The sequence below is a fragment of the Georgenia sp. Z2081 genome, from assembly GCF_055326445.1.
Map to the genome: position 1 here is coordinate 170,874 of NZ_JBUZNK010000007.1, position 19,450 is coordinate 190,323.

Annotated in this window: 20 protein-coding genes and 1 tRNA gene; 12 read left to right on the plus strand and 9 right to left on the minus strand. The window is 71.4% G+C overall.

Features of this window, described 5'->3' with window-relative positions:
- Positions 1–96: 96 nt before the first annotated feature.
- From ACZLKG_RS11145 to ACZLKG_RS11175, 7 genes are all read right to left on the minus strand, one after another.
- A complete protein-coding gene (locus ACZLKG_RS11145) occupies positions 97–864 on the minus strand; it encodes a triose-phosphate isomerase family protein (protein ID WP_463648760.1) in 768 nt (255 codons plus the stop codon).
- Between the two features lie 49 nt (positions 865–913).
- Positions 914–2,629 carry a dihydroxyacetone kinase family protein gene (locus ACZLKG_RS11150; RefSeq protein ID WP_425708962.1) on the minus strand — a complete coding sequence of 572 codons (1,716 nt, stop codon included), beginning with the start codon at positions 2,627–2,629 and terminating at the stop codon, positions 914–916.
- A gap of 119 nt (positions 2,630–2,748) precedes the next feature.
- Positions 2,749–4,095 (minus strand): iron-containing alcohol dehydrogenase, encoded by a 1,347-nt coding sequence (locus tag ACZLKG_RS11155; protein ID WP_425708963.1) that lies wholly within the window; start codon positions 4,093–4,095, stop codon positions 2,749–2,751.
- Positions 4,092–5,636, minus strand: a complete 1,545-nt coding sequence (locus tag ACZLKG_RS11160; RefSeq protein ID WP_425708964.1) for an FGGY family carbohydrate kinase — start codon at positions 5,634–5,636, stop codon at positions 4,092–4,094. The genes ACZLKG_RS11155 and ACZLKG_RS11160 overlap by 4 nt, the downstream gene beginning before the upstream one ends.
- Before the next feature lie 104 nt (positions 5,637–5,740).
- The gene (locus ACZLKG_RS11165) at positions 5,741–6,181 is read right to left on the minus strand and encodes a VOC family protein (protein ID WP_425708965.1); all 441 of its coding nucleotides are present in this window, start codon (positions 6,179–6,181) and stop codon (positions 5,741–5,743) included.
- 120 nt (positions 6,182–6,301) lie between these two features.
- Complete coding sequence (locus ACZLKG_RS11170) at positions 6,302–6,991, minus strand: MerR family transcriptional regulator (protein WP_463648761.1); 690 nt, start codon at positions 6,989–6,991, stop codon at positions 6,302–6,304.
- Positions 6,991–8,220: an MFS transporter gene (locus ACZLKG_RS11175; protein WP_463648762.1), complete on the minus strand. Its 1,230-nt coding sequence runs from the start codon at positions 8,218–8,220 to the stop codon at positions 6,991–6,993. The genes ACZLKG_RS11170 and ACZLKG_RS11175 overlap by 1 nt, the downstream gene beginning before the upstream one ends.
- Before the next feature lie 302 nt (positions 8,221–8,522).
- Between ACZLKG_RS11175 and ACZLKG_RS11180 the strand changes: the two genes are divergently transcribed.
- From ACZLKG_RS11180 to ACZLKG_RS11200, 5 genes are all read left to right on the plus strand, one after another.
- Positions 8,523–8,750 (plus strand): SDR family oxidoreductase, encoded by a 228-nt coding sequence (locus tag ACZLKG_RS11180; RefSeq protein ID WP_463648763.1) that lies wholly within the window; start codon positions 8,523–8,525, stop codon positions 8,748–8,750.
- Entirely contained in the window at positions 8,747–9,352 is a 606-nt protein-coding gene (locus ACZLKG_RS11185; RefSeq protein ID WP_463648764.1) for a hypothetical protein, read from the plus strand. Before ACZLKG_RS11180 ends, ACZLKG_RS11185 begins: the two co-directional genes overlap by 4 nt.
- A 133-nt stretch (positions 9,353–9,485) precedes the next feature.
- The gene (locus tag ACZLKG_RS11190; RefSeq protein WP_463648765.1) at positions 9,486–9,905 is read left to right on the plus strand and encodes a hypothetical protein; all 420 of its coding nucleotides are present in this window, start codon (positions 9,486–9,488) and stop codon (positions 9,903–9,905) included.
- Positions 9,906–10,011: 106 nt separating this feature from the next.
- Positions 10,012–10,578, plus strand: coding sequence for a hypothetical protein (locus ACZLKG_RS11195; RefSeq protein WP_425710235.1), 567 nt, complete (start codon positions 10,012–10,014; stop codon positions 10,576–10,578).
- Positions 10,579–10,818: 240 nt separating this feature from the next.
- Entirely contained in the window at positions 10,819–10,983 is a 165-nt protein-coding gene (locus ACZLKG_RS11200; RefSeq protein WP_463648766.1) for an SDR family oxidoreductase, read from the plus strand.
- A gap of 39 nt (positions 10,984–11,022) precedes the next feature.
- On the opposite strand, the gene ACZLKG_RS11205 is transcribed toward ACZLKG_RS11200, so the two are convergent.
- Positions 11,023–11,096 (minus strand) — tRNA-Val (locus ACZLKG_RS11205).
- 50 nt (positions 11,097–11,146) lie between these two features.
- Here ACZLKG_RS11205 and ACZLKG_RS11210 point away from each other — a divergent pair.
- The 4 genes from ACZLKG_RS11210 (at position 11,147) to ACZLKG_RS11225 (ending at position 14,306) form a co-directional block, all read left to right on the plus strand.
- Positions 11,147–11,863, plus strand: a complete 717-nt coding sequence (locus ACZLKG_RS11210; protein WP_425710233.1) for an IclR family transcriptional regulator — start codon at positions 11,147–11,149, stop codon at positions 11,861–11,863.
- A 228-nt stretch (positions 11,864–12,091) separates the two neighbouring features.
- The gene (locus ACZLKG_RS11215) at positions 12,092–13,042 is read left to right on the plus strand and encodes a thiamine pyrophosphate-dependent dehydrogenase E1 component subunit alpha (protein WP_463648784.1); all 951 of its coding nucleotides are present in this window, start codon (positions 12,092–12,094) and stop codon (positions 13,040–13,042) included.
- On the plus strand, positions 13,039–14,073 hold the full coding sequence (locus ACZLKG_RS11220) for an alpha-ketoacid dehydrogenase subunit beta (protein ID WP_425710231.1): 1,035 nt from the start codon (positions 13,039–13,041) through the stop codon (positions 14,071–14,073). Before ACZLKG_RS11215 ends, ACZLKG_RS11220 begins: the two co-directional genes overlap by 4 nt.
- Positions 14,070–14,306, plus strand: a complete 237-nt coding sequence (locus ACZLKG_RS11225) for a biotin/lipoyl-containing protein (protein ID WP_425710230.1) — start codon at positions 14,070–14,072, stop codon at positions 14,304–14,306. The genes ACZLKG_RS11220 and ACZLKG_RS11225 overlap by 4 nt, the downstream gene beginning before the upstream one ends.
- Before the next feature lie 96 nt (positions 14,307–14,402).
- On the opposite strand, the gene ACZLKG_RS11230 is transcribed toward ACZLKG_RS11225, so the two are convergent.
- Positions 14,403–14,819: a DUF3052 domain-containing protein gene (locus ACZLKG_RS11230; protein ID WP_425710229.1), complete on the minus strand. Its 417-nt coding sequence runs from the start codon at positions 14,817–14,819 to the stop codon at positions 14,403–14,405.
- A gap of 230 nt (positions 14,820–15,049) precedes the next feature.
- Between ACZLKG_RS11230 and aceE the strand changes: the two genes are divergently transcribed.
- The 3 genes from aceE to ACZLKG_RS11245 all read left to right on the plus strand — a co-directional run bounded on the left by aceE (position 15,050) and on the right by ACZLKG_RS11245 (position 19,300).
- Positions 15,050–17,791 (plus strand): pyruvate dehydrogenase (acetyl-transferring), homodimeric type, encoded by a 2,742-nt coding sequence (aceE, locus tag ACZLKG_RS11235; protein WP_425710228.1) that lies wholly within the window; start codon positions 15,050–15,052, stop codon positions 17,789–17,791.
- Positions 17,792–18,229: 438 nt separating this feature from the next.
- Positions 18,230–18,577: a TlpA family protein disulfide reductase gene (locus ACZLKG_RS11240; RefSeq protein ID WP_425710227.1), complete on the plus strand. Its 348-nt coding sequence runs from the start codon at positions 18,230–18,232 to the stop codon at positions 18,575–18,577.
- Positions 18,578–18,682: 105 nt separating this feature from the next.
- A complete protein-coding gene (locus ACZLKG_RS11245; protein WP_463648767.1) occupies positions 18,683–19,300 on the plus strand; it encodes a DUF4203 domain-containing protein in 618 nt (205 codons plus the stop codon).
- Positions 19,301–19,450 lie beyond the last annotated feature (150 nt).

Sequence of the window (19,450 nt, forward strand, 5' to 3'; positions counted from 1 at the left end):
CGGTGCCGGCGCGGCGTCGAGCCGACCCGAACGTTGCCCGACCTCTTGGACTATACATGTCCATACAACTCTGTGGCACCGTTTCGCACCGCCGGGTCAGGGGCTCGGGGCGCTCGCCCGCACCTCGTCCACGCTCGCGAGGAACTGGGCGGGGTCGAGCCCCCCGCGCCCCAGGAAGATCCCGTCCGGCTCCTGCGCGCGGTTCCGGGCCGCGGCGACGATGTCGGCGTACGTCCCGGGCACGGCCGAACCCCCGTAGACGATCCGGAACGAGGACACGGTCGCCTCCAGGACCCCGCGCAGCGCCTCGACCGTGGCGGCGACGTGCTGCGCGGGGGCCGGCTCGGGCTGGCCGATCGCCCACGTGGGCTCGTAGGCGGCGATCACCTCGGCGCCGTCGGGCAGGCCGCCGAAGTAGGTGGCGACCTGCTCGGTGAGTGCGGGGACCGGGTCGTCGTCGCGGGTGGTCTCCCCGCACACGAGGATCGGGACGATGCCGGCGTCGACGGCCGCCTCGATCTTCGCCCGCACGAGCTGCTCGGACTCCCCCAGGTGACGGCGCCGTTCGGGGTGGCCGACCATCGTGTAGCGCGAACCGAGCGCCGCGAGGAGCTCCGCAGTGACCTCGCCCGTGTACGGCCCGGCGGGGAAGGCCGAGACGTCCTGGGTGCCGATCTCGGTGCCCAGCGGTCCGAGCGCGTCCCGGAAACGCTCGACGAGCGGGAACGGCACGCAGATGTAGGTCCCCTCCCCCGCACCCCGACGTATCCCCAGGCCCCGTGCCACGGTCTCGATCCATGCCTCGGCCTGCTCGAGCGTGAGGTAGCTCTTCGAGCTGAAACCGGTCAGTCTCTCGGGAAGCACGGGTCGGGTCCTTTCGGGCGGGACGACGGGTGGGAGGAAGGGGCCTCGGTCAGCTGACGAGCGCCTCGGCGATGACGTCGACGACGATGCCCGCGGAGACGGCGCCGGGGTCCGGCGTGCCCACGGAGCGGTCGGCGAGCGGGCGTGCGCGGCCGATCCTCGGCCGCATCGGCGCGGTCTGCTCGGCGAGCTGCCGGGCCTGGACGGCGGCCCGGGACCAGGCGGATCCCGGGTTGGCGCCGTCGGCGACGGCCTTCTCGAAGGCATCGACGACGGGCACGACGACGTCGACCATCGTCTTGTCGCCGAGCTCGGCCCCGCCGACCCGCAGGAGCGCGTCGGAGGCGGCGCGCAGGGCGGCGACGGCGTCGTCCGAGGCGGGCGCGCCGGTGTCGCTCAGGCTGCCGCCGGCGGCGAGGATCATCGCACCCCACAGGGCGCCGGAGGTGCCGCCCGCGTCGTCGGACCACGCCTGCCCGGCGCGGGTGATCACCGTGCTCAGGCCGGCGCCGGCCTCGGACGCGGCCCGGGCGGCGGCGAGGGCCGAGGTCGCGCCGCGCGACATGCCGATGCCGTGGTCGCCGTCCCCGGCGACGGCGTCGAGACGGCCGAGCTCGTCGGACTCCCGTCGCAGGCGATCGGCGATGGCCGAGATGGCGTCGACGGCGACCGCCCCGGCGGCGCGGGAGGCGTCGTCGGACTCGGGGATCGCGGCCACCTCGTCCTCGGCGACGGCGCGCTCCTCCTCGCTGAGCACCTCGTGCTGCGCCATCGACCCGAGCTTGAGCGCGGGGGTGTCGACGGGGGCGAGCCAGAACTTCTCGAGCTCGTCGTCGAGCCAGACGAGGGTGAGCGAGACGCCGCCCATGTCCAGCGAGGTGACGAGCTCGCCGACCACCTGGTCGACGATCGTCACGCCGGCCTCCTCCAGGGCGTCGCGCACCCCGTTGTAGGTGACGAACAGCTCCTCGTACTTCGCCGTCCCGAGCCCGTTGAGCAGGGCGACGACCCGGCCGTCCGCCCCCTCGGGGCGTTCCTTGAGCAGCTCGGTGACGAGCAGGCGGGCGACCTCGTCGGCGGTGCCCATGTCCATCTCGTCGATGCCGGGCTCGCCGTGGACGCCGAGGCCGAGGGACAGGCGCCCCTCGGGGACGCTGAACAGGGGTTCCTTCGAGCCGGGCAGGGTGCAGCCCGAGTAGGCGACGCCGAGCGTGCGCGTCGCCTCGTTGGCCTTGTCGAACACGCGGCACACGCCGTCGAAGTCCAGGCCCGCCTCGGCCGCGGCTCCGGTGATCTTGAAGACGGGGACGAAGCCGGAGATGCCCCGGCGCCTGGACTTCTCGTCGGGCCCGGCCGAGGCGACGTCGTCGGTGAGCACGAGCACGCTGGCCTGGTGCCCCTCGGCCTTGAGCTGCTCGACGGCCGCCCCGAAGTGCAGGACGTCGCCGGCGTAGTTGCCGAAGCAGATCACCGTCCCGCCGCCGTGGTCGGCGGCCTTGGCGACGCTCACGGCCTGGGAGGCGGACGGGGAGGAGAAGATGTTGCCGGTCACGGCACCGTCGGCCATGCCCGGGCCGACCCAGCCCATGAAGGCCGGGTAGTGGCCGGTGCCGCCGCCGACGAGCACGGAGACCTTGCCGGGGGTCGACCGCGTGGCGCGGGCGACGCCGCCGGGGACCGCGCGCACGTGGCGGCTGTTCGCGGAGACGAACCCGGAGACCAGCTCGCGGGGGAAGTCGTCGGGGTTGTTCACAAGCTTCGTCATCGTCAGTCCTTCGGTGAGGGGTGGCCGGGCGTCGATGCCCGAGGGCCGGGTCGTGGAAGCTGGGTCCTGGAGGCTGCGCGGCGGGGGCGCGGTGCAGCGGGTGGGAACGGACGGTCGGGCTACGCACCACCCCCGGCCCGTGCGGCGCGGTCGAGGACGGCGTCGAGAAGGTCGTCGTCCCACGCGTCGTTCATGACGAGCAGGTCCGCGAGCGTGACGCGGTTGCGCATGAACGGCAGGGCGGAGAGGACCCAGCGGGCGCGCTCGGGCGCGACGGCCGGCTCGAGCTCGCCGAACCGGGTGGGCGCGCCCCACGCGCGCAGTGTGGCCGCCACCTCCTCCGGCGGTCGCAGCAGCGCGCGGAGCCGATCGAGGAACGCGTCGTCGAGCGGGCGTCGCGTCGCCCGGCCCTGCTCCCAGGCCGCGACCTTCTCCCCCACCGAGGCCCGGCAGGTCGCACCCAGGCGGCCCGTCGGGTCGACCACGCGCCACGTGCGCTCGACCCGGTGCTCGACGTCGTCGGGGAAGGCCGTCGCGTCGTCGATCCGCACGAGGTCGCGCTCGAGGGCCTCCTGCCACAGGGCCGTGGACAGGACCGTGGCGACACCGACCTGCCGGCCGTGCAGGTCGTGCGGGGCGTCGGCGGCCATCGCCGCCATGTCGAGGATGTGGCTCGTCAGGTGCTCGCAGCCCGAGAGCGGTGCGGTGCTGCCGACGACCCCGATCGACAGGCCCCCGTAGGTCAGGGCGTCGACGAGCGCGGTCATCGACCCGTCGGCCGACCGGCCCGTGCGGAGGTCCGCGACGGCGCCGAGCAGGTCCGCGAGCACCGCCGGGTCGGCGGGCCCGCCGGCGCCGAGCCGGGCGGCGAGCACCCAGTCGGCGACCGAGGAGGCCACGGCCACGGCGTCGCCGACGCCGGCCCCGACGAGCAGGTCGGGCGAGTGTTCGAGCGCGCCGGCATCGACGAGCAGCGCGTTCGGCCACCGGGTCGGCACCGTCGACTTCGCCCCGCCGCGCACGAGCACGCTCAGCGGGTCGGCGTATCCGTTGACGGACGGCGCCGACTGCACGGCGACGAGCGGGACCCCGGTCGGCGTCGCGGCCTTCGCGAGATCGGTGACGGTGCCGGAGCCGACCGACACCACGGCGCCGGCACCGGCGAGCGCGGCAGCCGCCTCGTCGACGGTGGACTCGTCGAGGACGACGCCGTGCGGCCCCGTGCACGGCGTCGCCCGCGCGACGTCGTACCCGGCGCGGCGGACGGCTGCCACCGCGATCTCCAGGAGGTCGCCGTCGCCGGTGGGTTTGGGCACCGTGTCGGCCAGCACCGCCACCGTGCCCCGGGCCCCGAGCGCGGCGAGCACCTCGCCGGCCCGGGCACCCGCGTCGACCCCGTACTCGAGGTGCTCGAGCTCGCCGCCCGAGGCGGCGGCCGCGACCTCTCGCCTGTGCTGTGCCGTCACGAGACCTCGAGGGCGGTGACGTCCTGCAGGTCGTCCCACAGTGGCTGGAGCGCCTCGCGGGTGCGCCGGTAGAGGGCGAAGTACCGGTCGTACACCGCGGTCTTCGCGCGGTCGGGCTCGTAGGTCCGGACGATCGTCACCGTGGCGTCGACTCCCGCCGCATAGCTCTCGAAGACACCGGACCCGACGCCGGCGACGATCGCCGCCCCCTTGGCGCCGAACTCCGTGCCCGCGGGGACCACGATCCGGCGACCGAGGACGTCGGCGAAGATCTGGCACCAGGACTCGGAGTTCGCCCCGCCTCCGGCCATCCGCACCGTCTCGACGGTGGTGGGGATCGAGTCAAGACAGTCGCGGATGCCGTAGGCGACGCCCTCGTAGACGGCACGGAGCATGTCGTGCCGGGTGTGCGAGCCGCGCAGCCCGAAGAAGGAGCCGCGTGCGCTGGGCTTGACGAACGGCGCCCGCTCACCGCCCGGCGCGAGGTACCCGTGGAAGATGAGGCCGCGCGCCCCGACGGGGGTGTCGGCGAGGACGTCGTCGAGGTACTCGAACAGCTCCATGCCGCGGGTGCGCGCCTCGAGCCGGAGGACGTTGCCGGGCTCGTCGAGGAACCAGTCGAGGTTCGGGGTGCAGAAGTTCATGCCCATCGACCGGATCCACGTGTCCGGGCTGTGCGGGATCACCCAGCCGGAGTCGGCCGGTGCGAACCCGTTCTCGAGGGAGTCGGTGGCGACGGTGACGATGCCGGCGGTCCCGATGACGGCCATGCAGTCACCGGGCCGGGCCACGCCGACCCCGAGCGACGAGGCGGTGATGTCCATCTGGCCCTTGTAGACGGGGGTGCCCGCGACGAGCCCGGTCTGGCCGGCGGCCTGCGTCGTCACCTCACCCGCGAGGTCGGTCGCGGCCTTGATCGGGGGCAGGACGTCCTTGATGCCGTCGATGCCCCACGTCCGCAGCACGTGGTCGGACCACGTCCGCGTGCGGACGTCGATGCCGGCGAGGCTCGCGTCGGAGGCGTCGGTCGACACGTCTCCCGTGAGGTTGTACTCGACCCAGTCCTTGCACCACAGCTGCGTGGCTCCCTCGAGGATCTCCGGCTCGTTCTCCAGTCGCCAGCGCAGGATCGCCGATGCGGTACCGGCGTACGGGCCGAGCCCGCTCGTGTCGAACTGCCTGCTGACCGTGCCGTCCTCGTACCAGGTGTCGATGACCTTGCCCGTGCGCCCGTCCGTCCAGAGGATGGCGTTGCCGGCCGGCCTGCCGTCCTTGCCGATCAGCCAGCTGCCGTCCCCCTGACCGGTGACCGACACGGCCACGATCTCCTGCGGACGGACGGACGAGCCGGTGATGGCGTCCCGGATGGCCTTGGCGGCGGCCGCCCAGACCGTGTCCATGTCCTCCTCGGCCCTGTCCGGGTCCGGCGAGATGATCGGGACGTTGCCCGCACCTCGGCTCATCTCCGTCCCGGTCTCGTTGAACACGGCAGCCTTGATGACAGACGTCCCGGCATCGATGCCGAGCAGGTATCTGGACATGTGCCCTCCACGGTGAGTGCTGATTCGTCAGCGAATCGTGGGTGGACCGTATCGCCTCATGTCCGTACTTGTCTACGCATGTCTGGCAGACCGGACCCGACGCCTCACCGTCGGGCCGGAACCTCGATCGTGCCGTCGTCCGTCACCGGGAAGAACGGGTTGAACGCGACCTCCCACAGGTGCCCGTCCGGGTCCGCGAAGTAGCCCGAGTAGCCGCCCCACTCCACCAGCTCGGGCTCCTTGACGAGGCGGGCGCCGACGCCGGTCGCGTGCGCGAGCGCGGCGTCCACCTCCTCGGCAGAGTTGACGTTGATCGCGAGGGTGACACCGCGGTAGGGCGGGGGCGGACCGGCGGGGATGCCGACGTCGGCGGCGAGGTCCTCGTAGCCGAACAGGCCCACCCACGTGCCCGATGTACGGAACCAGGTGATGACCGCATCGTTGTCCCCGCGCTGCTCCCACCCGAGTGCGCGGTAGAACGCGATGCTCCGCGCGAGGTCGGCGACACCGAGGGTGACGATGACGAAGTTGGCCGGGATGCTCATGCGGTCAGCCTCCACCCGTCGCGCCCGCGGCACAACGGTGTCGGCGCTGATCCGTAGCCTCCGCGGGAGGGGCCGACGCCGGATCTCCCGGAGGGGTCGTGGGCGACCCGACCTCCGCCGCTATGACGGCGGCCTGATCTCACTGCGCAGGAAGTCCTTCTGCCGGTCGTTCAGGTCGCGTTCGGCCAGGTCGAGGATGACCTGCAGCTGCTCCTCGGTCAGCGACGGCAGTCCGGCGGCGACCTCGCCGACCAGTGACTGTGCCTGCGACATGAGCTCGCGGAGCTCGCCGTCGGAGGTGGCCTCGTCGATGGCGTCGAAGCGCTCCTGCAGGGCCACCAGCTCCGACCGCACCTGCGGGTCGAGCAGTGCATCGGTGAGAACCTCGGTCTGCGGATGCTCCCGGAGGAGATGGGCGACCACGACGGTCACCGGGATGTCGGCGGGCGTCAGGCTCAGAGCTGCTGCTGTCCTCGAGAGCCCGACGTGGTGTCCGGCGCGTGCCCGGGCCAGCCGATCGCGTTGTTCGGTCAGGGCCGCGATCTTTGCCTCCAGGGCCCGCGCCGCCTCGTCCAGCTCCTCCTCGGTGGAGGAGGAACCGGGCTCAGCCGCCAGGACTCCGGCCTGCGCCAGCGACAGACCGGAGCTCGTCAGCTGTCTGATCCTCAGCAGGGCCACCAGATGATCCGCGGTGTAGTCCCGATATCCGTTGGACCCACGCGGCGGCTCCTCCAGCGCGCCCATCTGGTGGTAGTAGCGGACGGCCCGGACCGTCACCCCCGCGAGCTCGGCCAGTTCTGAGATGCGCATCAGGGTGAAGCGTGCCCTAGTCGGCGGATGCTCGGACTCAGCAGGGTCGCGGCGGCCGCGCCGATCCACACAAGGACGAGCGTCGTCGTGGCCACGTGCAGGGTGCCGATCTCGATGAGCACAGCAGCCATGCCGATCCCCACCGACGGAACGAGGGTCATGATGGCGTTCTGGCCGCCCAGCACCTTCCCGCGCTGGGCATCTACGACGTTCTCCACGAACGTCAGCCCGACGACGGCGTTCATGCAGCCACCGCCCAGGCCGACGATCGCAGCTCCGGCGAAGACCGACCACACGGGCCCCAGTATGCCGACGACGACGAAGCCCACGGCGACGACGGTGACGCCGGCGGTGAACCACCCCCGGCGCGGGATCCTGGCGCCGAACCAGGCAAAGAGTCCGCCGCCGACGAGCAGGCCCCCGGCCAGCGCGCTGAGCACGAACCCGACGAACCCGGCCTCACCCTGGAACGCGAAGTGCACCGGTATCACCATGCCTTGCAGGGCAGCGAGCACGACCGCCAGCGCCAGACCCAGCAGGACGACGACGCGCAGGAGCGGTGTGCGGAAGATGACCACCAGGCCGGAGAAGACGGACCTGGGGGCCTCGGGCTCGGAATCGTCCTGCGGTGCACGATCCTCCTGCTCTGCACGCGGAAGTCGAGTTGACCGGGAGGGGATGACGAGGGTCAGCAGGGCTGCCGATGCTGCGATGCCCGAGGTGACCCACATGACCGCCACCGGCTCGAGGGAGGCCACGAGTATGCCGGCGATGGCGGGGCCGACCAGCAGCGAGACCCCTGCCAGGGACTCCCGCAGGCCGATCAGCCGTGACGGGCCCATCCCTGCGGCCTGGGCGACGGCAGGGAGCATGGCCTCCCGCGCGGTGATGCCGGGAACGTCACCGAAGGAGTTCAGCACCGCCACGGCGATGAACCAGCCCAGGTTCAGTCCGACGGTGAGTTCGATGACGGGCAGGATGACCAGCGCTACGGCCGAGATCACGTCGGAGAGGATCGCGACGGTGCGGCGGTTGATCCGGTCCATGAGCGAGCCCATCAACAGCCCGGCGACGGCGGACGGCACCGCCGCGGCGATGGCCACGGCTCCGGCCCCCATCGGACTGCCCGTGGTGAACAGGACCAGGAGCGGGAGTGCGATCGCGGTGATCGAGTTGCCGAGCAACGACGTGCCGAAGGCAGCCAGGTAGAAGAAGACGATCCGAATCATGCGCCGAGTCCAAACGATGACGTCGCGTCAGGGTCAAGCCGCGTATGCGTTCCAGCGCGTAGCGGCGATCCGGTCGCGAACGGCCCGTGTGCGCTCGTCAGGCTCGCACCGGCTGCGGAGCCTTCGCGTCGGTAGAAACCCCTGAGGTCGTGCCCGACCCGGACATAGGTGGCTTCCACCGACGCGAACGGAGCGCCGCCGGCAGAAGTCTGTGGGCACGGCGATGACCGGCAGCGACCGGTCGGCCGACCCTCGTCCGTCCGCTACCGCCCGCGGTCGTACAGCCAGTGGAAGGTCTCGCCATGACATCCCCACAACAGCGCGTCGCCATCATCACCGGCTCGGACCATGAGCGGGCGATGGGCGCGGCCACACCTGTCGGCAGGTCCGGCACCGCGGACGAGGTGGCGTACGCGATCGCGTTCCTCGCCGGCGAGGGCGCGTCGTACATCACGGGTCAGCTCATCACGGTCGACGGAGCGAACTCCACCAGCGAGGAGCACGGTAGAGAAGGAAGGTACCGACAGTGATAGACGGATCCGACGAGTTCCTGCTCGCCCTCGCGAGCATCGCAGCGACCCTCGTCGGAACGTTCATCGTGGCGGTGTTCTTCTACCTCGACTCGGCGCTCCACCGGGCCCGCGGTGCCGCAGGCAGCTCGCCGGACCGGTACATCCGGGCAGGCACCCGGTGGGTGCTCATCGCGTACAGCCTGCCCCTGATCGTCCCTCTCGCCCTGGTCGGTGCGGAGCCGGTCTGGGCGACCGTCACGTTCGTGGTGTGCGCAGCGGCGCTGGTGATCGCCACCGTCGACACGTCCCGTCGAATCGTGAAGAAGGGCGCGACGAGGAGGTCTCTCGCGCTCGCCGCGAACGAGATCGTCACCTCGCTGGCCGTGGTTGCCCTGGTGGTCCTGCCGTGGATCCTCGGCGGCTGGATCCCGTCGCCGAGCGACCTCGTCCCTTCTCTCCTTCTCGCCCTCGCCATCGGCTTCACCAGCACCGCGGCGGTCATCATGTCGGTCGTCGACGCCGGGGAGACGTCGACGCCCGCTCCGCAGCCGACAGCGCTGTCGCGACGCTCCGCGACACGTCGCCGGCCACGGTCGGCGACGGCTCACCTCGTGCGCTGATCGGCCAGCACGGCGTTCCCACCCGTGAGCTGCTCGACGTGCGGCCGGGTACGGCCCGACCTCCGCCACCGGTGGGCAGGCGGTTAGTGTGAAGCGACCGCACCCCCGTCTGACTCTGGAGATCGGACCTCTCATGGCCTTCAACGCAATCGCCAACATCGCCCTCCGAGGGATCCCGGGCGCCTTCATCCTCAACTCGGGCATCAGCAAGATCGGCATGGACGACGAGACCGCCGGCTACGTGCAGGCCGAGGCCGAGAAGGGCATCCCGCAGCTGGGTTCGCTGGAGCCGACGCAGTTCGCCAAGCTGCTCAGCTACGGCGAGATCGGCGTCGGAGCGGCGCTGCTGGCGCCGTTCGTCCCCAACCGCCTGGCCGGACTCGCGCTCGGCGGCTTCTCCGCCGGCCTGCTGAGCATCTACTTCCGCGACCCGGCCAAGACCACCGACGACGGCGTGCGCCCGTCCGGCGAGGGAACGTCGCTGGCCAAGGACTCCTGGATGATGGCCATCGCCATCGCGCTCATCGCCGGGGGCTCGCGAAAGAAGGGCTGATCCCGACGAGGGGGGCGGCATGTGGTCGGAGCGGCGGCGCAGGCGCCGGCCGGTCAGGACCGAGCCGGGAGACGGCAGTGCGCTGAGGCCGCACCGTCCCTGGCAGATGCTGACCCGTTCGGTCTTTCAGGTCGAGCTCACCGACGAGGACGGAGTCGCACGCGACTACGCCGTCGACGTCAGGTACTTCAGCTGGGACGGCACGGTCCACTTCTACGTGGACGGTCGACAGGAGCTGGTGTCCGAGCAGCCCACCGCCTTCCCCGTGCCCGGCGGCATCCTCGAGGTCGCGGTCGGGGCCTCCGGGCTCCGGCGGATACACCTGGTGCCCGACGACGGCGGCCAGGAGCGCACGCTGAGGCCGGTCCGGCACAGCGCGGAGTACTGGCGCGCGGTGGCCGAGCATCGGCACCCCGCCCTCAGCAGGTGGATCGGGCGCGCAGCCGTCGTGATCCTGCTGATCGGGCTGGTGCTCTTCGGGCCGCAGCTGCTCGAGGCGGTGACCCAGTGGGACGTCGTCGGCGACCGTGTCGGCACCTACACCTCGCCGATCTCGTTGCCCGCCTGGCTCAACACCACCCTGCTGATCGCCGGCACCGCGGCGTCGCTCGAGCGTGCACTCACGCTGCGCAGTCACTGGTTGATCGACCTCAAACCCTGGTGGCTCGGGTGATGGAGTCGCGCCGGACCGGGTGGACCTCGGTCGGCCGCACACGTTGTCGTCCGGTACGCGCCGCCCGACGGCGCCGATAGGACGGTCGACTGCGTACGTTCACGGCCCGAGTCTCGACAGCAGGTCCTCCAGCTGGTCGAGCTCGTCGAGCGTCAGGCCCGCGGTCGCGGCGTCATCCGCAGCGAGGACACTGTCGACGACGCCCGGCGAGACGACGGCACCGACCTGTTCGGAGGGCAGATGAGCGACGAGCGTCGCACCGCCCTGGTCGAACGGACCCACGACAAGCGCGCCGGCCACCCCGAGGAGGTCGCGTCCCTCGTCACCTTCCTGGCGTCCGACGGGGCGCGCCACCTCACCGGACAGCACATGCACGTCAACGGCGGCGCCCACACCACGCGGTGAGAGGGGGATCCCGGGCGACGCAGGTCGACCCTCGACGAGTGGGCCCGGCCGGGTTCGAACCGGCGACCTACGCGGTGTAAACGCGGCGCTCTGACCAGCTGAGCTACGGGCCCGCGCCGAAGCCTAACCGGCGCCGCGGCGCTACCCTGGCAGTGGAGGCGAGATGGCGACGAAGCCGACACTCATCAACTCGGTCGTCCGCGCGACGCACCTGCTCGACGCGCTCGGGGACGCCCGGTCGCCCCAGCCCGCCAAGAAGCTGGCCCGCGCCGTCGGGATCCCGCTGCCGACGGCCTACCACCTGCTGCGCACGCTCGTGCACGAGGGCTACGTCGAGCACACGAACGAGGGCTACGCGCTCGGCGACCAGGCGGCGGCGCTCGGCCGCGGGGCGGAGCCCCACCGTGTACGGCGCGTGCTGCGCGGGCTGCACGACGCCTTGCACGCGGCCGCCTATCTCTCGACGTACGCGGATGGCGAGGCCCTGCTCACCGAGGTCGTCGACTCGCCCGAGGCGCCACGCATCGACATGTGGGTGGCGTTCGACGAGGCCGCGCACGCCACCGCCCTCGGCAAGGCCCTGCTCACGTCGTTGCCCGACGACGACCGGCGCGAGTTCGTCGCGCGGCACACCTTCGCCGATCTCACTCCGCACACCCTCACCTCCCCGAGGGCGTTCATGGCGCAGATCGGGCGGCAGGTGCCGTTCGCCGTCGACCGGGAGGAGTACCTGCTCGGTGTCGTGTGTGTGGCCGTGCAGGTGCCCGGTCGCGCGCAGGCGGTCGCGGTGTCAGTCCCCGCGGGGCGCGCCGAGCAGGTGCTCGCGCGCATCGACGAGCTGCACCGCACGGCGGGCCTCGTCGCCCTCGCACCCTCCTGATCCTGCTCGGTCCGGACCTCCACCGCGCCGCGGCCCGCGGATTATCACCAACTGAAAACTCGGCGTTGCGACGCGCCCGGGCCAGGCCGATGGTGGGCACCAACGGCACACGAGCCAACGGAGGCACACATGTCGACGACGACGAACCCACCCCCGCAGCCGACGACGGACGAACCACCGGCCGCGGCCCCACCGCCCGACGAGGTCCGCCTCGAGCTGTTCGAGACGATGGTCCGCTCCCGCACCTACGAGGAGGCGATCCTGCGGGAGTACCACGTGGACAAGGGCCCCGGCTTCGACATCGGCAAGGGGCAGATCCCCGGCGAGATGCACCTCTCGGCCGGACAGGAGCCGGTCGCCGCCGGCATCTGTGCGCACCTCACGTCCGACGACGCCGTGACGGCACCCCACCGGCCCCACCATTTCGCGGTCGCCCACGGCGTGGACCTGAGGAGGATGACGGCGGAGATCTTCGGCCGGGAGACCGGCCTGGGACGCGGCCGTGGCGGCCACATGCATCTGTTCGACCCGGCGGTGCACTTCTCCTGCTCCGGGATCATCGCCGAGGGGTACCCGCCGGCGCTCGGAGCCGCCTTCGCGTTCCGGCGGAAGGGCACCGGCGGCATCGCGGTGGCCGTCACCGGGGAGGGCGCCGCCAACCAGGGTGCCTTCCACGAGTCGCTCAACCTCGCCGCGCTCTGGCAGCTCCCGGTCGTCTTCGTCGTCGAGGACAACGAGTGGGGCATCTCCGTGCCCCGCACGGCATCGACGTCCGTCGCGTCGAACGCCGAGCGCGCCGCCGGGTACGGCATTCCCGGGGTACGAGTGGAGGACAACGACGTCGACGCGGTGCACGCAGCGGCCGAGACCGCTGTCGCCCGCGCCCGCGCCGGAGACGGGCCGAGCCTCATCGAGGTCGCCACCGTGCGCATGTGGGGCCACTTCGAGGGCGACGCCCAGGGCTACCGCCCCGAGCTCGCCTCGGTCGCCGACCTCGACCCGATCCCCCGCTATGCCGAGCGGCTGCGGGGCGCCGGCGTCCTGGACGACGCCACGGAGGAGAGCATCCGCGCCCGGGCGAGCGAGCAGGTCGAGGATGCCGTCACGTTCGCCAAGGACAGTCCGATCCCGGACCCGGCCGAGGTCCACCGGTACGTCTTCGCCGAGGAGCAGTCATGACCGCCACCGACACCACCCAGCCCGCCACCACCCGCCGGCTCAACACGTCCAAGGCGATGGTCGAGGCCGTCGCGCAGGAGATGGACCGCGACGACACGGTGGTCTACCTCGGGGAGGACGTCGGCTCCTACGGCGGCATCTTCTCCTCCACCACCGGGCTCCTCGACCGGTTCGGCCCCGACCGCATCATCGACACCCCCATCTCCGAGACCGCGTTCATCGGTCTCGGCATCGGGGCGGCGACCGAGGGGATGCGGCCGATCGTCGAGCTGATGTTCGCCGACTTCATGGGCGTCTGCCTCGACCAGATCTACAACCACATGGCCAAGATCCGGTACTTCTCGGGCGGCCACGTCTCCGTGCCGATGGTGCTGGCGACGGCCGTCGGCGGCGGCTACTCCGACGGAGGCCAGCACTCCCAGTGCCTGTGGGGCACGTTCGCCCACCTGCCGGGCATGAAGGTCGTCGTCCCCTCGACCCCCGCCGACGCCAAGGGTCTGATGACGTCGGCCATCCGCGACGACGACCCCGTGGTCTTCATGTACCACAAGGGAATCATGGGCCTGCCCTGGATGAAGAAGAACTCCCGGTCGATCGGCGACGTCCCCGCCGGCGAGCACCTCGTGCCGATCGGACGGGCGAACGTCGTCAAGGAGGGCAGCGACGTCACCGTCGTCACCCTGTCACTGTCGGTCCACCACGCCCTCGACGTCGCGGAGAAGCTCGAGGGCGAGGGGATCAGCGCCGAGGTGCTCGACCTGCGCTCGCTCGTACCGCTGGACCGCGAGGCGATCCTCGCCTCGGTCGGGAGGACGGGGCGGCTCGTCGTCGTCGACGAGGACTACCTCTCGTTCGGGCTCTCGGGCGAGGTCTCGGCGACGATCACCGACGAGGACCCGCGGCTCCTGACGGCGCCGGTGCAGCGCGTGACGATGCCGGACATCCCCATCCCCTACGCCCACGACCTCGAGTACGCGGTGCTCCCCCTGCACGCGCGCATCGAGGACGCGATCCGCAGGGTCGTGGCATGAGGGAGGTGCTCTTCCCCCGGGTCGACGAGGACGACCCCAGCGCCGAGGGTGTGGTCGCCACGTGGTACTCCTCCGACGGCGAGCAGGTCGCCGAGGGGCAGTTGATCGCCGAGGTACAGGTGGCCAAGGTCTCGGTCGAGGTCACCGCGCCGGCCGCAGGGGTTCTGCGCGTCGTCGCCGAGGAGGACGCCGCCGTCCACCAGGGCGACGTCATCGGTCGGATCGAGGGATAACCAGCTCGACGAACACCCGCCTCGAGGAGCTGCCACGCCGGGGCCGTCCCAGCCCCGGGGGCGTCGCCGTTCCGGGGGCCGTCCCCGCCCCGGGCGCTACTTCCCGCGGGACCGGGAGACCACCCGGGTGCCCGACCACTCGCTCCCCGCCGCGACGGCGGACGTCGCGTTCATGCCGGCGATCTGGGCGGCCTCGGAGATCTCGGCCGGGCCCACGTGCTCCGGCGAGGTCGGCTTGGGCGTGAGCACCCAGATGGTGCCGCCGTCGTCGAGGTTGGCCTGGGCGTCGACGAGCAGGTCGGTCAGGTCCCCCTCCTCGGTGTCCGACCTGCGCCACCAGATGATGGCGCCGTCGCACACGTCGGAGTGGTTCTCGTCGACGAGCTCGGTGCCCGTGTGCTTCTCGACGGCCTCCCGCAGGCCGTCGTCGGCGTCCTCGTCCCACCAGAACTCCTGGACGACCTGGCCGGGCGCGAACGCTCCGGCGACTGCCTCGTACGCACTGGCGTGCACAGCCCGACTACTCCTCCCCGGGCTGACGCCCGAACGATGCGCCCCCGGGGTCCCGGAGGTCGCTGCGGACGCCCCGCGAGCGCGCGACGTCACCCCGCACGGTATCGGGCATCTCACCTCATCGGGTACAGGCGGGAAGTTGGGCCCGCCCACACGGGGCGGCCTACGATGGTGTGGCCCATATGCAGGCGCCGGAGGCCTCGGCGCACACACCCGGGAAGTGAGATGACGTGACTGCCACTGATCACGGACGGCCGCTGATCGACGGCCTGCTGAGCCAGGTACCGGACATCGACAAGGACGAGACCGCCGAATGGCTCGAGTCCCTGGACGGCCTCATCGACGACCGCGGGGGACCCCGCGCCCGCTACATCCTGCTCAACCTGCTGCGCCACGCCCGGCGTCGCGACATCGCCGTCCCCGGCAACCTCACCACGCCGCACGTCAACACCATCGGCGTCGAGGACGAGCCGTACTTCCCCGGCGACGAGCACGTCGAGCGCACCTACCGCGGCTGGATCCGCTGGAACGCCGCCGTCATGGTGGCGCGGGCGCAGAAGCCGGACGTCGCCGTCGGCGGCCACCTGTCCTCCTACGCGTCCGTGGCGACCCTCTACGAGGTGGGCCTCAACCACTTCTTCCGGGGCAAGGACCACCCGGGCGGCGGCGACCAGATCTTCTGGCAGGGCCACGCCTCGCCGGGCAACTACGCCCGCGCCTACGTCGAGGGTCGCCTGACCGAGGCCGACATGGACGGCTTCCGCCAGGAGTACAGCCACCGTGAGGACGGCCGGGGTCTGCCCAGCTACCCGCACCCGCACCAGATGCCGGACTTCTGGGAGTTCCCCACGGTCTCGATGGGCCTGGGCCCCTCCGGTGCGATCTACCAGGCGTGGTTCAACCGCTACCTGGCCGAGCGCGGCATCAAGGACACCTCCGACCAGCGGGTGTGGGCGTTCCTCGGCGACGGCGAGATGGACGAGCCCGAGTCGCGCGGCATGCTCCAGCTCGCCGCCCACCAGGGCCTGGACAACCTCACGTTCGTCGTCAACTGCAACCTGCAGCGCCTCGACGGACCGGTGCGCGGCAACAGCCAGATCATCCGCGAGCTCGAGTCGTTCTTCCGCGGCGCCGGCTGGAACGTCATCAAGGTCGTGTGGGGCCGCGAGTGGGACGCTCTGCTGCAGGCCGACAAGGACCGCGCGCTGGTCAACCTCATGGACTCGACCAACGACGGCGACTACCAGACCTTCAAGGCGAACGACGGCGCGTACGTCCGCGAGCACTTCTTCGGCCGTGACCCGCGCACCAAGGCGCTGGTGAAGGACATGACGGACGACGAGATCTGGGCGCTCAAGCGCGGCGGGCACGACTACCGCAAGATCTTCGCCGCCTACACGGCCGCCACGAAGCACACCGGCCAGCCGACGGTGATCCTCGCGCACACGGTCAAGGGCTACGGCCTCGGCCCGCACTTCGCCGGTCGCAACGCCACGCACCAGATGAAGAAGATGCAGGTCGCGGACCTGAAGATGCTGCGCGACTCGGTGAAGATCCCGATCAGCGACGAGCAGCTCGAGGACCCGTACGACGCGCCGTACTACCGCCCCGACGAGGACGACCCGACGCTGCAGTACATGCTCGAGCGCAGGCGCGAGCTCGGCGGGTTCGTCCCGGAGCGCCGGGAGCCGGAGCCCTCCCTGGAGATGCCCGGGGACAAGCCGTTCGAGGTTCTCGCCAAGGGCTCGGGCAAGCAGGAGGTCGCCACGACGATGGCGTTCGTCCGGCTGCTCAAGGAGCTCATCAAGGACAAGGGCTTGGGCCGCCACATCGTCCCGATCATCCCGGACGAGGCCCGCACGTTCGGCCTGGACTCGATCTTCCCGACGGCGAAGATCTTCAACACCTCCGGTCAGAACTACACGCCGGTCGACGCCGAGCTCATGCTCTCCTACAAGGAGTCCGAGCAGGGCCAGATCATGCACACGGGCATCAACGAGGCCGGCTCGGCGTCGCTGCTGCAGGCCGTGGGCACCTCGCACGCGACGCACGGCGTGCCGATGATCCCGGTCTACATCTTCTACTCGATGTTCGGCTTCCAGCGCACCGGTGACCAGTTCTGGGCCGCGGGCGACCAGCTGGCCCGGGGCTTCGTCATCGGCGCCACCGCGGGCCGGACGACGCTCGCCGGCGAGGGCACCCAGCACATGGACGGGCACTCCCCCGTGCTGGCGTCGACCAACCCCGCGTTCGTGCACTACGACCCCGCGTACGGCTACGAGATCCGGCACATCGTCCGCGACGGCCTGACCCGCATGTACGGCGAGGACGAGCGCGACCCGAACGTCCTGTACTACCTCACGGTGTACAACGAGCCGCTCGTCCAGCCGGCCGAGCCCGACGACGTCGACGTGGAGGGCATCCTCAAGGGCATCCACCGGGTCTCGCCGGCCGAGGGTGACGGGCCCTGGGTCCAGCTGCTCGCCTCCGGCGTTGGCGTGCCGTGGGCGCTGCACGCCAAGGAGATCCTCGCCGAGGACTGGGGCGTGCGCGCCGGCGTCTGGTCCGTGACGAGCTGGTACGAGCTGCGCCGCGAGGCCCTCGAGGTCGAGAAGCACAACTTCCTCAACCCCGAGGACCAGAAGGTCGCGTACCTGACCACCAAGCTCGAGGACGCCGGGGGCCCGTTCGTGGCCACCTCGGACTACGAGCACCAGGTGCAGGACTCGATCCGCCAGTGGGTGCCCGGCGACTACCACACGCTCGGGGCGGACGGCTTCGGCTACTCCGACACCCGGCCGGCCGCGCGCCGGCAGTTCCTCATCGACTCCCACTCGATGGTGGTCAAGGCGCTGCAGGCCCTCGTCAAGCAGGGGTCGATGGACGGCTCCGTGGTGCGCGAGGCGATCGAGAAGTACGACCTGCTCAACCCGCGGGCCGGCCAGTCCGGCACCGCCGGCGGCGACTCCTGACGCACGCTCAGCACACCAACGGGAGGGGCGCCCGGCCGACCTGGCCGGGAGCCCCTCCCGTCGTTGCGCACCCCCTTCGTCGAGCGTGCGGTTTCCGGTCGTCGAGCGTGCGGTTGGCGCTGGTCGAGAGTGCGGTCGGTCGAACCGCGCTCGCTGTGGGAGCGGTGGTGCGACCTGGTGATGCCTGCTGGCACCTCTCGAGCAGTAATTCCGGCCCCGTGCGCGACTGCCGTGGCCGGAGCGGTCGGCCGGCCGATCCGGCGATCGGATCCCGGGGCGTGGTGACGTTCCGGCCAGGTGGTCTGAGCAGCTGCCCAGCGGTCGGGTGGGGCCGGTCGTGACGCGGAATTCTGCGCGTCCGCGACGGTTGAATCTGACGTTGAACCAGGCGGAGCGCGATCCACACCCCGCGCCCCTCGACAAGGAGCACGTCATCGCATGAGCACGTCACCGGGCAGGGCACCTGTTCTCACTGCCGAGGAGCTCGGCATCCGCGGACCGCTGGGCGGGCGTGCCACCCTGGTGCAGTTCTCGTCGAACTTCTGTGCGCCCTGCCGGTCGACGCGCGGACTGCTCGCCTGGGTCGCCGGCAAGGAGCCCGGCGTGCGGCACGTCGAGCTGGAGATCACCCGGCACCTCGAGCTCGGCGAGGCTCTCGGCGTCACCCGGACCCCGACGTTCTTCCTCCTCGACCCCGACGGCGCGGTGCTCGCCCGCCAGGAGGATGCGCCGAGGCTCGCGGGTGTGCGCGAGCTGCTCGACCGGCTCGTTCCCGCACGCGGGTAGCTACCACGTCGGTCCTGCCACACGGGCGGGCTTGCGCGCGAGACACTGGGGTGGCAGCCCGTACGCCGGGCGGCCGACCCGACCGCGAGAGGGACGGAGAGCCGTGTGAGTGACGTCGTCGTAGGTGTGCTCGCCCTTGTCATCGGGCTGCTGCTGTGCTTCCGCGGGCGCGGGGCTATGCGCGTCCTGCTCGCCCTGTGGGGCGCGCTGGTCGGGTTCGGGCTCGGCATGGTGGTGGTTGCCGAGGTGACCGGCGAGGGGTACCTCGCGAGCACGGCCGGCTGGGTGGCAGCGGTCGTCCTCGCTCTGGTCTTCTCCTGGTTGGCCTTCGTCTTCTTCTCGATCGCCGTCGTGCTGGGGTTCGCCTCGATGGGATTCGTGCTCGGCCGGACCGTCGCCGGGGCTCTGGGCGTCTCCGAGCCGTGGGTGATCATGGCAGTGGGCGTGGTCAGCGGCGTCGTACTAGGCCTGCTCGCGGCCGTCACCGACATGCCCGACCTGGTGCTCGTCGTCATCAGTGCGCTGGCCGGTGCGAGCGCCGCCGTCAGCGGTCTCCTGCTGCTGCTCGGCAACGTCGACCTCGACCACTACGTCGACACCCGGGTCGCTGTCGTCGACGAACCGCTGTGGTACGTCGGTCAGTTCGTGCTGGCCGTTGTCGGCATCGTCGTGCAGGTCCGCCATACCCGTCGCGCACGTTCGCTGCGCCAGTCGTGGGGGTAGTGCCGGCGATGCGGTGAGCGGTACGGCGTCCGTCGGACGTCCGGCCCGATCGTCGACGACGACGCACCCCGTCCCTGACGTAGCGCCTGCCGAGCTCGCGAAGATCGGGAGCTCGTAAGCTCGAGGAGGCGCACGACCGCGACTCCGGCC